This window comes from Chryseobacterium nakagawai, assembly GCF_900637665.1.
Taxonomy (GTDB): domain Bacteria; phylum Bacteroidota; class Bacteroidia; order Flavobacteriales; family Weeksellaceae; genus Chryseobacterium; species Chryseobacterium nakagawai.
In genome coordinates this window covers 2,215,824-2,229,141 of record NZ_LR134386.1, presented here as the reverse complement: position 1 = coordinate 2,229,141, position 13,318 = coordinate 2,215,824, and the positions used below count along the sequence as shown (strand labels likewise).

The 13,318-nt window shown below is 34.3% G+C and carries 11 protein-coding genes; 1 reads left to right on the top strand and 10 read right to left on the bottom strand.

What is annotated here, in order from left to right:
- Nucleotides 1-8: 8 nt before the first annotated feature.
- Both EL260_RS10145 and EL260_RS10140 read right to left on the bottom strand, forming a co-directional pair.
- Nucleotides 9-530 (bottom strand): nuclear transport factor 2 family protein, encoded by a 522-nt coding sequence (locus tag EL260_RS10145; protein WP_123860159.1) that lies wholly within the window; start codon nucleotides 528-530, stop codon nucleotides 9-11.
- Nucleotides 531-539: 9 nt separating this feature from the next.
- Entirely contained in the window at nucleotides 540-2,402 is a 1,863-nt protein-coding gene (locus tag EL260_RS10140; RefSeq protein ID WP_123860158.1) for a glycoside hydrolase family 13 protein, read from the bottom strand.
- A gap of 396 nt (nucleotides 2,403-2,798) precedes the next feature.
- Between EL260_RS10140 and EL260_RS10135 the strand changes: the two genes are divergently transcribed.
- Complete coding sequence (locus tag EL260_RS10135; protein WP_123860157.1) at nucleotides 2,799-3,791, top strand: sterol desaturase family protein; 993 nt, start codon at nucleotides 2,799-2,801, stop codon at nucleotides 3,789-3,791.
- 93 nt (nucleotides 3,792-3,884) lie between these two features.
- Here the strand turns inward: EL260_RS10135 and EL260_RS10130 are convergent, their stop codons facing one another.
- From EL260_RS10130 to EL260_RS10095, 8 genes are all read right to left on the bottom strand, one after another.
- Entirely contained in the window at nucleotides 3,885-5,030 is a 1,146-nt protein-coding gene (locus EL260_RS10130) for a hypothetical protein (protein WP_228445394.1), read from the bottom strand.
- Nucleotides 5,031-5,049: 19 nt separating this feature from the next.
- Complete coding sequence (locus EL260_RS10125) at nucleotides 5,050-5,922, bottom strand: hypothetical protein (protein WP_123860156.1); 873 nt, start codon at nucleotides 5,920-5,922, stop codon at nucleotides 5,050-5,052.
- Nucleotides 5,923-5,927: 5 nt separating this feature from the next.
- Nucleotides 5,928-6,761, bottom strand: coding sequence for a hypothetical protein (locus EL260_RS10120; protein WP_123860155.1), 834 nt, complete (start codon nucleotides 6,759-6,761; stop codon nucleotides 5,928-5,930).
- Nucleotides 6,758-8,002 (bottom strand): radical SAM protein, encoded by a 1,245-nt coding sequence (locus EL260_RS10115; RefSeq protein WP_123860154.1) that lies wholly within the window; start codon nucleotides 8,000-8,002, stop codon nucleotides 6,758-6,760. The genes EL260_RS10120 and EL260_RS10115 overlap by 4 nt, the downstream gene beginning before the upstream one ends.
- Before the next feature lie 68 nt (nucleotides 8,003-8,070).
- A complete protein-coding gene (locus tag EL260_RS10110; RefSeq protein ID WP_123860153.1) occupies nucleotides 8,071-8,289 on the bottom strand; it encodes a hypothetical protein in 219 nt (72 codons plus the stop codon).
- 90 nt (nucleotides 8,290-8,379) lie between these two features.
- Complete coding sequence (locus tag EL260_RS10105; RefSeq protein ID WP_123860152.1) at nucleotides 8,380-10,533, bottom strand: glycoside hydrolase family 97 protein; 2,154 nt, start codon at nucleotides 10,531-10,533, stop codon at nucleotides 8,380-8,382.
- 80 nt (nucleotides 10,534-10,613) lie between these two features.
- Nucleotides 10,614-11,690, bottom strand: a complete 1,077-nt coding sequence (locus tag EL260_RS10100) for a SusF/SusE family outer membrane protein (RefSeq protein WP_123860151.1) — start codon at nucleotides 11,688-11,690, stop codon at nucleotides 10,614-10,616.
- Nucleotides 11,691-11,704: 14 nt separating this feature from the next.
- The gene (locus tag EL260_RS10095; RefSeq protein ID WP_123860150.1) at nucleotides 11,705-13,318 is read right to left on the bottom strand and encodes a RagB/SusD family nutrient uptake outer membrane protein; all 1,614 of its coding nucleotides are present in this window, start codon (nucleotides 13,316-13,318) and stop codon (nucleotides 11,705-11,707) included.

The following is a 13,318-nucleotide window of genomic DNA, read 5'->3' as shown; positions in this document are numbered from 1 at the left end:
CTTTATGCTTATTTTGTTTTTAATTCTTTAATCAAAACGTCTTCAAGGGCTGTTTTATCAGCCACTACTTTATCTACAACATCATTAGGGACTGTCATAGAAAGGACGTATTGTTTGACTTTCCATTGGCCGTTGATTTTTTCTACAACACCTGAACCACGGCAGATTTTCATTTGAGTATCCAGTAATTCATCAAACCACGCCAATTTTCCATCTTTATTGAAATGAATATTTCTTTTTAATGCTGTAAAATTCCAGGTTTTCTTTTTATCGAAATGAGGCTTTGCCCAAACCATGAATTCTTTTTTATTCCAGATTTCAGTAGCATCTGTACCGATAAAGGTGGATTCATCAGCAAAAAAATTAAAGTACTCCGTATAATCAGCTTTTGCAGCAGCTACATTGAAAGCATCAAGCATGGTGCTGATCTCTGATTTTTCTTTTTCAAATGTTTTGTTTGATTGTGCTGATACTACTGTAAATCCAAATAAAAACAGGATGAGTGTATGAACAGCTATTAATTTTTTCATAGGTATTTTTTATTTTTCAAGTTCAATGATTAGTGGTGTTTTAGCAGGAATTGTCAAAGTATTCTGTAATGTAAATTCCTTTCCTGAAATAACGTCTTTTCCTCTGGAAAATCCTTTTAATGATTCTTCAAAATATTTTAAGTCTAACGTCTGATCTTTTTTATTATTGTTGATGACTACCATTACACTTTCCTTCTCATTGTATCTGAAATAACTGAAAACATTATCTTTAGGAACAAAGTTTTTTGTTTTTCCGGTATGAATGACTTCTTTTCCTTTTCTCCAGTTCAGTAGTTTTTGTGTAAACTGATAAAATTCTTTTTGGTCAGAAGTCTGTGTTGCAGGATTGAAAGCATTCTGTTTATCAGATTTCCAGCCGCCCGGAAAATCTCTGCGGATATCAGCATCACCTCCTTTTTCTTTATTTCCACGCATTCCTACTTCGGAACCATAATAGATCTGTGGAATTCCTCGGACCGTTGAGATCAAAGTCAATCCCATTTTGTAGGCATTAGGACTTGCATTGAAGATCTCATTCCATCTTTCGGTATCATGATTTTCAAAGAAGACCATGACATTATTGATATCCGGATAAAGGAAATCACTGCTAAATGAATCATAAAGCTTTATCAAGCCTTTGTCCCACCCTTCTTCTTCTTTAAAAGCTTTCGGCATATCTCCAAACAAAGTAAAATCCATTACAGAGGGCAGATTTGAATTGTATCCGGCAGCTTCTCCTGTTTTTGAATTTCTTTGCCAGGCTGAAATTTGTCCTGCTGTTCCCAGCCAGGTTTCTCCTACGATATTAAATTTCGGATATTCATCCGTAATTGCTTTAGCCCACTTTGCCATAGCTTCCTTGTCATTGTAAGGATAGGTATCTACCCGGAAACCTCCTAATTCAGCGTATTCAATCCACCAAATGGCATTTTGGGTTAAATATTTTAAAACCAATGGATTTTTCTGGTTGATATCAGGCATTGTTTTATCAAACCATCCATCCAATGCATATTTCTTATCCATTTCCGAAGCGTTAGGATCAAATTGCGTGGATATTTTATAATTAGATCTCTTGAAGCCATTCTCCCCTTCTTTGAACCAATGAATCCAGTCTTTTGTGGGAAGATCTTTTATCATCCAGTGTGAAATACCCCAGTGATTGGTAACATAATCCATCACCAGCTTCATATTTCTTTTGTTTAATTCCTGGGAAAGTTTTTTATAATCTTCATTGGTTCCGTAGCGGGCATCAATTTTATAAAGATCGGTTTGAGCATATCCATGGTAAGAGTATACTTTTTCATTATCTTCATTGACAGGTGTTAACCAAACAGCCGTTGCACCAAGGTTTTGAATATAGTCAAGATTGTTGATAATTCCCCGAAGATCTCCTCCATGTCTTCCGTTAGGCAAACTGCGATCTGCTTTTTCAGTTAATTCCGGAACGGAGTCGTTATTTTCATTCCCATTCGCAAAGCGATCTGGCATAATCAGGTACATCACATCTTTTGAAGTATATGATTCCCTGTCTGCAGATCCAGAATTTCTCTGCTTCAGCTCATAGGTATAAGATCCAATATTCTTTTTATTTTTTTCAATATTAATGGTAAACTTCGGAACGTTGATGTCATTAGTATTGACTGTAATAAAAACATAATTCGGATTTTCTACTTTTTGAATGTCTTTAATTTTCACTCCATCTGAAAGTGAGATTTCATTATTGCCAATTCCTTTTCCATAAACAAGGATCTGAAGTTCGGGATTTTTCATTCCCTTCCACCAGAAAGCAGGTTCTACTTTTTCCAACACTCTTGACTGGGAAAATGCTATTGAAGCAGCAGAAAGGGCAAAAATTATATATATTCTTCTCATAACTTAGTCTTAGTCTTCCATTTAATCATTAGCTGTGTACTCTGAAATGCTATTAAGAACACTGCTCATCATTTTGGAAAACAGCAAGTTACATTAAAACACACAACATTTTAAGTATGAACAACTTAGCAGCAAATTACGAAAAAAACTTTAGAGTTATTACAAAATAGTGAGTAGAATTCTCTTTTATTCATCAATCCTCCAGAGATTCCTTGGTTTAATAAAATTCAGCACAGAATAGAGCAGTATTCACAACCTATTTTACAAGAAAACAAGAATATTTCACAATCAGCATCTTATTTTTTTATTAAATTTTTATTAAAACACTTGCAAAACCTCATATTAACTCTAAAAAATTCCCATTTTATCTATTTAATGCTTAATTTTACAGAAAAAATGTTTGATTTTAGTAAAATGTTTGAAAGTGATGGACCGGATATTGTTTATCCCTGGGCCATTCCTATGTTTGCAGGTATCATTTTTATAGAAATGGCATATAGCCACTTCAATAAAGAAAAGCTTTATGAAACAAAAGATGTGGCTACCAATGTGCTTTTAGCGCTTTTAAATTACAGCCTGGATATCATTATGAAAGGGTTTTCGATGCTTGTTATGATGTTCTTTTACTATCATCGCATTTTTGATTGGGAAGTTGGAATATGGTACTGGATTGCAGTATTTCTTGCCCAGGATCTCGCCTACTATGTCCATCATTATGTAGATCATCATTCCCGTGTCTTCTGGGCAGTACATATTACCCATCATAATTCTGATTATTTCAATATCACTACAGGATTCAGAAGTCCTGTATTTCAACCTTTATACAGGTATTTGTTCTTCTCCCCTCTGGCATTAGTAGGATTTCATCCGCTACACGTTATGGTAGCTTATTCTGCTATTCAGATTTACGGAACTTTTGTGCATACGCAATCTATAAAAAGCATGGGCTTCCTGGAATATATTCTAGTAACACCTTCCCACCATCGTGTGCACCATGCGTGTAACATCAAATATCTGGACCGTAATATGGGAATGGGATTAATTATCTGGGACAAAATCTTCGGAACATTTGAAAAGGAAGACCCGGAAGTACCCGTAAAATATGGGATCTATCCTAAAATGAAGTCTAAAGATCCGGCTACCGTTCTTTTTTACGAATGGAGAAGAATTGGAAAGGACCTTAGACAGCCAGGACTTTCTTTCAAAGATCGTCTGAAATATCTCTTCTATTCTCCGGGGTGGAGACATGATGGCACTGGCAAAACCGTAAAACAATTCCAGAAGGAATACAAAGAAAAAATTAGAAACAAACCACAATCTGCTCAGGCAGAACAGATAGAACAGGTAGAACAAACAGAAATTACTGAACCTGAATACACTCCAAATTAAACAATAAAAATTCCCCAAGCAATTGACCTGCCTGGGGAATTTTTATTAGCTATGTTATTTTGAATATAATTGATACTATTGAAATCAAAATACTCATTTACTTTCAATGTAAGTAGCATTAATCAATTGATTAGGTTTTAGATAAACGATATTTTTTTGAAAGTCTAAAAATAGGTTGAACCTTTTTAGAATTTCATTACCCAGAATATTCATTCTGGAGCCTGTTACGGGTCTGCTTTGAGATAAGAGCTGTACAGGAATATCTTTTAGTTTTGTTTTTCCTAATGATAAAGATTGAAGGTTGGAGGTCATAACAGGAATTTCATTTCCCTGGGCCCCTTTCATGATTACTTTTTTAATGACCGTCATTTTATCCGTAGGGAATCCCTGCTCATTTAATAAAGGGCCATCCAACATTGCTGTTCTCTGATATCCTGTGTCAAACAAATACCAATCATTATTTTTAATCTTATCTTGAGCAATGCCCACTTGTACCAAGAAAACGTTATTAAAATACTTGATTGGAACCGGGGAATATTGAGATTTTACATGAGATGGAAGCTTAGAATGTACAACCATTAATCCCTTATCATGATTTAATTCTACAATCATTCCATCAAATAAATCCCAGCCAAATCTACCATCTGTACCATGACCGGTAAGTTGTGCCGGGTAGATATTAAAATCTTTGTATTCTTTTTTTCCGATTTGTAGAATATTGGTTCCTGATTTTAATGAACTTTTGATTTTATTCTTTAATGTTTCCTGTGTAAGGACAAGATCGCTTGTTCCTGTATCAAAGTTAAGCAGAAGCGTATCTACTTTATTAAGTACTGTTTTTACGAATATTGTATTCTGCTCATTCATATGAAGTTGCAGCGTATCTTTAAAAGACATTTTACTAAAATCTTTTGGAGGCAAGGATTCAATTCTCGTAAGCGCTGAATCTTTACCCTTCAAAAGAATGATAAAATCTTTTTTTTCTCCTTTTTTGAGGTCTACAACAAGAGAGTCGATATCTGTTTTTATAGTAACCCGTTTATTAGAAGTCGCTATTTTGGATACCGTATATACATCCGTTTTAATTTTAGGATCTATATTCCAATCTGTTTTTAAGCCATTATCTTTTTCATAAATGACAGCTTTAGGCCCGTTTGCTTTTAGAATAGGTAATGTATTCTGGGCCAATGAAAAAGAATTTAAAAACGAGACAATACATAATGATAAAAAAGATTTCATTTCTCGATATTATTTAAAATTAAATACAAAATTTACCCAAATAGGTCATTACAACATCTATTTTGGTATTTCCTATTGTAGTGCCATCATGAAAACAATTGTCTGTAGGAGCAATATAAAACTGATAGGGCTCTTGTTTCACTTTAATCACAGGATAGGTTGGGTAGTGCTCTAGAAAATAATCTGTAATATTTTCATTTGTTATCACCACATCCTTAAGTTCTTCTTTTTCTTTAAGCATATTATGTGCCTGTTTCATCGTAAGATTAACAAATAAAAAGTAGCGAGGCTGTTCCCCTAAATTTATGGTAAATCTATTCCCGTACTGATAACAGGTATGCAAAGTCATATCTTTAGAACTGTCTTTATGAACTCCAATAAAATGAATATCTTTGAATGTATAATTTTCAGGCAGTTTTCTTTTATTTAAAGATACCACTTCACTATTAGGATAATTGGTTGCCACACTCATAAATCTATAAGGTGCTAATGAAATTTCGTCTAATACCCCATTAAGATGAGTATTTAATTCCTGAACCCACTCTTTATTTTCGATAAATTTTTGAAATGCATCCCCATCTGAAGTCGCTGAATGCAGGTTTAATTTATGGAAAACATCTTTCAGTTCTTCAGGAATTTCTCCTAGGAAAACAGAATTATAATCCTTTTTATTAATGTGATCTCCTTTTATGGTGCCCAGTTCCTGTTCAGACAACTTTCTCCAGTCCCTTTTTGCTAAATGGGCATTGGGTTCATACTGTGCTTTGAACTTAATATCTTTGAATACAATTTCTACAGGCTCTTGTTTTGAATGATGAACAAGGCCGGAATTGATTTCTAAAACATCTTCTAAATTCTCACCGTATATTTTGATTCCTGATTTTAATTTCATAGTCATTAGTAATTATTAAATTCTCCCACAAACACCATTGTTATATCAAACTTTTTATTCCCCAGTGTACTTCCATCATGAATGAAATTATCTGTAGGAGCAATATAATATTGATAAGGTTTTACTTCTATTCTTATCACCGGATAATTAGGATACAATGAAAAGAATAATTCTACAATATTATCTGAAGTAACAGAACCCTCATGGTAATGCTTCTTAACATCGTTATAAATTTGTTTCAGTGTTAAATTGACAAAATACAGATATCTGGATTCTTCACTAATATTGATAGAGATCCTATTATCTGATTTATACGCTGTATTAGGCGTAAACTTTGTACTCTGATCGATATGCAGACCGGTATACTTTATATGCTCTTTATTATGGAGATGAAAAGTAGTGGTATGCATATTCGGTAGACATCTTGTAATGCGATGAAATCGGTATCTTTGAGTATCAGATTTTTGATTAAGAAATTGATTCAAAACTTCATTAAGCTTTAGTGTAAGTTTTTCATCTTCCTGAAATTTGGGTTGAACATCGAAAAGAGTCTTACAGTCTTCCAGCTTAATTGCTTTAAACAATATTTTCAATTCATTCGGAATCTCTCCCAACCCTAAAGTATTGAACATTTTATTATGCTGGCCGGAATTAGAGAGTATTTTATATTCAGTTTCGGTAAGATCCCGCCATTGATCATCAGGTAAATAGGCATTATCAAAATACTCAATACCCGTATTAACAACTTTTTCAGTAACGACTCCTTTATTAATTTTAAGCTGACTTCTCCAGTTGGAACCGAAATCTCCAGCTAAATACATTCCTTTCTTCAGATTCATGCTAATCGATAATGCATTAATTTTTCTTTAACCTCAGATTCAATCATAATTTCTTCATTGTCAAATTCCAACTCATGTACTATATCTTCATACGAAACTTTTGACAATTCCATTTCTTTTTGCGCTTCTGCTGGAATTCCATCTATAATATCATTCTGAATATAGGTAATAAGTTTAATCATATCATGGCAATAAATGGTAGGATTATCAAAACCTTTTTCATTAGAATAACGATTTCCTAAAAATCCACCGCCACAGAAATCATAAATAGAACAGTTAAGACATTTCTGTGATACCATGGCATGAGCATTCATATACACATCAAAAAGTCTATCTTTGAAAACATCGCCAATAGCATGGGTGTGAATATTAATATCATTTCTGGTTATTCCTTCATAACAAGCTCGTATAAAGTCTGCAACCTCTAAATTACCATTGGTTTCCAATACGGCAACACCATTGATATTTTTACCTAAAATCTGATCTCCTTCATCCTCGCCTACAATCAGGTCAATAAGTGTTTTAAAAAACCTTACACTCATCCTATCATTATCGTTCTTCCAAATCTTAAATAGCTCTATAAGCCAATCTGCATAGGGAGTATAATTTTTGGTATTAACGAACTCCTTTTCCATTCCTTCAGGAAGCTGATCAAAATGACCATCTGGTAGAAGAATATTAAGGCCTTTTACTTGAAGGTTTTTCACTTCATCATAAAGTTCCTGAGGGGGTATTTTAAGATTAATTACAGACAATATTCCGTTGAGTCCATAATTTTGGCCCAGCATAATGGCTTCTTTTACTTCTTCGTAAGAACCTTTTCCATTATGAAAAACACGGTATTTATCATGGTATTCTTTCGGCCCGTCTATACTTATTCCTACTCTGATATCTAATTCATTAAAGAGTTGATACCACTCATCACCTAACCCAACACCGTTGGTTTGGATCACAAAGTCAAAGTAATGATCGGGAAGTATTTCTTTAAAAATTTTGATAGATTCACGGTAAAACTCTTTGGATATTAATAAAGGCTCTCCTCCATGAAAGACAATTTGTATATTATTCAAATTATTTTCCAGGCAATATTCATTAAGTTTAGTTGCGAAAGCTTTTATGGTATCAATTGACATGAATTTAGGTTGCTTCAGATAAGTTTTATCACCCAAATTATACATGTAACAATACGAACAGTTGAGATTGCATCTACTTGCAACCTTTAATACAAAAGATGTAATCATATCTTATCTTATTGGAAAAAAAAATAGTTCTCCGCCATAGCGAAGAACTATACATTTTAAGTCAGCAATTACAGTTTAGTAGTAGCTAATAGGAATTGATCAGCTCTATTATAAGCAGCAGAAGCCCCTGATCTAGCCGTTACGCTACAATTGTCTGGTGATATAATAACTGTATTTCCACCACCAAAAATAGATTTATACAAATCTACATTTTCAGAAGACTGCATCGCTTTTTTAAGGATGTTCTTTTGCTCTAAATTGCTGGTAATTTTTAGTTTCTTTTTCATGATAAAATAGTTTTGGTTAGTAAATAATAATATTTATTTCCCCAAATATAGATATTTTATCGAATGAAAAAAGAAACTTTTACAAAATAATTACTTTTTTTTAATAGTTATTGCAAAACCACCACTTCTAGCCATTTTAAAATTAATTTTTGACTTGCTCGTGATTGTTTTGTTATAAATATGATAACTCTGAGGATTGTCTATATAATCAGCATCTTTACCATCTTCATAAATGGTAGCCTCATAAGTTTTTCCTTTATCCAGGAATGAGAAATCTACCGTGTATTCACGTTTGTTTTCATCAGTAATTCCTCCCACAAACCAGTTTTCTGTACCTTTTGCTTTTCTTGCAGTGATTACATAGTCTCCCGGTTCTGCAGATAAAATCTTCGTATCATCCCAATCAGCAGCCACATCTTTGATGAACTGGAATGCATCCATATGCTTCTTATAGTTCTCAGGAAGATCGGCAGCCATCTGAAGTGGCATATACATCGTTACATATAGAGCAAGCTGTTTTGCTAATGTAGTTTTCACAAAACGTGTATCTCCAGGGAAATAATAATCTAATTTAGTTTGGAAAATTCCCGGCGTGTAATCCATAGAACCACCCATCCATCTTGTAAATGGAAGTACAGTCTGATGATCCGGTTTATTTCCTCCAAATGCTTCATATTCTGTTCCACGTGCTGCTTCTGCAGAAATGTAGTTCGGATACGTACGGCTTTCTCCTGTAGGACGAACAGACTCGTGAGAGTTTATCATAATTTTATAATCATTTGCTTTTTCAGCAATTCTATAATAGTGGTTGATCGTCCATTGAGAATAATGATGCTCTCCTCTTGGAATAATATCACCCACATATCCTGTTTTCACAGCATCATAGCCATATTTATTCATCGTCTGGAAAGCTTTATCTGCCCATCTTTCATAGTTCGTAGCAGAACCTGAAGTTTCGTGGTGCATGATCAGTTTAATTCCTTTTGAATGGGCGTAATCGTTCAGCATTTTGATATCAAAATCCGGATAAGGGGTAATAAAATCAAAAACAAACTCTTTAGAATGCCCGAACCAGTCTTCCCAGCCAATGTTCCAGCCTTCGATCAATAATCCCTGGAATCCGTTTTCAGCAGCAAAGTCGATGTATTCTTTAACTTTTGTATTATTAGCCGCATGTTTCCCATTGGGAGTTAACTTCGTAAAATCGGTTTTACCTAAATGAACATTTTCAGCTGTAGAATATGCCCATTGAGATTTTCCGATAATCATTTCCCACCAAACTCCCATATATTTTGTAGGGTGAATATAAGACGTATCCGTATATTTTGTAGGCTCGTTAAGGTTGAAGATCATTTTAGAATCCATTACCTCTTCAGCTTTTGGTGCTACGATAATGGTTCTCCAAGGCGTTACTGATGGCGTCTGGATATATCCCTTCGCTCCTTGTCTGTCAGCTGTTAAATGCGTTTTGAACTTAAAGTTCTGAGCATCTACTTCAAGGTGTGAAGCCGGATAATCTAATACTGCTGCTTCTGCAACGTTGATGTATAAAGGTGATTTTCCTTCTTTTTTAAGCATTAATGGAGACTGAACTGCATTTTTCACCAAACTCTGTGAAGCATTGGCATCATATGCTTTATCCCATTTTGCAGGAATTTCAGAAACTTTTGTTTCCTGATATTGGTATTCCTGAGAATCATAATCTGCTACGATCCACCAAGCCTTCATATCAGTTGGGAAATCGATTTCAGAATCTTCCTCTCTGATAACGAAATAATTAAGATTTTTCTGTTGAGGGAACTCATATCTGAATCCAAGACCATCATTGAACAATCTAAACTTTACTACAATACTTCTATCTGTAGAAGACTGATTCAGCGTAACGGCTAATTCATTGTAGTGGTTGATATAATTTTTCTTTTCTCCCAAAACCGGCTGCCAAGTCTCGTTTTTGGAATCTCTTTTTTCATCTACCTTGGCAAAACCGTTGTTAAGATCGTATTTTGCATCTTCTGGTTTGGCAATTTCAGAAGCAAACTTTATGGCTGTGTCTTTAAATAATCTCAATCCCAATTTTGAATCTTCTACAACCACCGCACCATTGTATTTCAGATTGTAGAAAGGAACTCCGTCTTTTAACTGGAAGTTCATTTCAAATTTACCATCCGGCGATTTTAAAGATTGTGCTTTCACACCTGTAAACATCATTGAGAGCAAGAGCGCTCCAACTGTAATTTTCTTCATAATGACTATTTATTAACTTAAAAAAATAGATAAAGTGCTGCGGTAAAGCAGCACTTTGCTTTATTTTAACTTGATTTTTTTTAATATACTGGGATTACAGAGAATTCTGCTGTAATATCATTGAAATATACATCGTATTTGAAGGTTTCACTTACGGGTATATTTCCTCCCCCAAGGTCTGCCACTCCAAAAAATTCTTTGGCTACCCCCCAACTAACTCCCCAATCATGATTGGCTCTGAATTTAAACTCACCTGAATTTAAAGTGATTTTTTTCTTCACCCAGATATGAGAATCAAAAGTTGATTTTTGTAAATCAACATCCGTATTCCAGTCTCCAGAGGCTGTTCCTATCATCGATATGGCATTATAAGATACTGTTGGGTCAGCTATTGAAACAAATGTATATACTAATGCATTTGTATTGACTGTCACTTTATAGTATCCCGCAACATCCACTTTAATATCTCCGGATGATCCGCTTGAACTCAAAATACCAGTTGCTCCTCCCATTCCGTACTGAGTGTCCCAAGATCCTGGCGTTTTAATCATTTTAAAACCTCCTTTTGCAAAATATCCTGTATAAGAATAAACACCAGCAGTAGTTTCTTTTTGTAAAGGCAGAAACTTTGTATTTGTTGCTTCATTAGTCCATCCTGCTGCTGTAGCATCTCCTATAAGATAAAGATCGGTATAGTTATAAACAGGCCCCAGAACATAAGGAGTTACCGCCAAAGTAATTACGTTGGAATAAAAAGAAGCTTTACCTACAGTTGTTTTCAGTCTCACTTCTATCTCATTCACTGTATTAGCAACCGCTCCTAAACTCATTGCTAAGGTATTCAATTGTCTATTTGTTAGAGATGAAGGTGAGCTTACAGCATCTACTAATTTACTTTCTTTAAAATTAGTTCCTTTAATTCCTAGCTCTATTTGTGGTTTAGATACTACAGTAATATTAAAAGTTGACTTTAGCCATGTAAAGCTTACAGCTTCCGAGTCTAATTGAGTTTTATCTAAAACAATTGTTGTTTTGTCAGTTGATATCTTACTTTGAGTTGCTTCATTTAGTACCGCCTGGTCTTCATCTTTTTCACATGAAACTACCAAGGAAAAACCAGCAACTGCTATTATAAATATTTTAAAAAAATTCTTCATGTTCTTCGTTTTAATTAATAACCAGGGTTTTGAGATAAGTTAGAATTTAAATTAAGATACTTATTAGGGATAGGGAAAAGTAGCTTATTACTTGAAAGGTCAGTACCACTCATGTTTCCTCCTTTCCATTGCCATGTATAACCTGAAGTATATTTTCCAAAACGGATTAAGTCTTGACGTCTATATCCTTCCCAATATAATTCGCGTCCTCTTTCATTTAAAATAAAATCTGGAGTTAATGCTGACTGCAATACAGAAGGTGCTCCAGCTCTGGTTCTAAGAGCGTTCACATAATTCAAAGCTGTAGCAATGTTTCCTTTTCCATTTACTACCGCAAGTTCTGCATACATCAGATAAGCATCAGCCATTCTGAACAATGGAAAATCCGTATCTACGAAATTGGAATCACTTCCATTACCACCTGTTGATGATCTATTAGAGAATTTAATAAGTTTTGTGCCTTGATCAAATTTTAAATAATCTGAAATAGAGGCTGGATCTGTATTTCCTGCCACCTTCATTACTCTTGGATCTGTATTTCCAACAGACTGCATAAATTCCTGTCTGATTCTATATCCCTGCCATCCAAAATCAATTCCTAAAGTTGCACCTACCTCATTGGTACAATTCGCATGGATTAAAAATGTAGTTCCTCCATAGGTTCTTGTTTTGATACCATCAAAATTAATAGGGAAAATTATTTCTTCCTGTGCCCCATTACTGTTATTATCTGCTTTAAATAAATTAGCATAAGGAATTTGTGCTATTTTATAATTTGAACCAATTACTTTTTCAACTTCTGTTAGAGCTTCTGTACTTTTATCTGTTCCTGTATAGACTTTTGCATTTAGATACAGTTTAGCTTTTAACATCCAAATTGCTGCTTTATCTGCTCTTCCATATTCGTTCATCCTTGGAGCAGGCAGTTCTCCTTCAATAGCATTCAATTCGTCAATTACATAATTAAACATAAATTCTCTTGATTGCATTACCGGCTTTGTTCCTAAAGGATCATTTTCCGTTGCAAAAGGCATTTTTCCGTAAATGTCAATAGCATGGTAAAAAGATAAAGCTCTTAAGAAACGAGCTTCAGCCCTGAACATTTTAATCTGAGTTTTTAAGTCCGCTGAAACCCCTCTGGAATTCAACTTTTCATCTGTTGTTTCTCTTAAATATTCATTTACTAGGCCTATTTGAAAAAATATTCTCGCAAAAAACGCCTCATTAAATACGTTATCAGCATTCCATGTATTAAAATTAAGATCTTTGATGGTAGGGTTATCACTTTCTCCCCAAGCAATAATAGCTTCATCTGTCGTCAATTCCTGTAATTGCCAGTACCCTCGTAAATATTGGGAAAAACCTTCGTTGGGACCACCATCACTTTCATTTCCTAAATCGGAGTCTCCATTCCCTGATTTCTGTCCTGTTACAGCTAGACCCGCATAGATCTTAGCTAAAAACTGCTTATAAGAAGCTGGATTTGCATAAAATTGTTCCGATGTAAATAACTCATCATCATCTACTTTCACATCAAGGTCATTCAGACAAGAAGATGTTGTAAAAAGAAAAATACCTGCAATGGCCAAATTTCTTAATTTAAATATTTTTATTCTGTTAAATTTCAT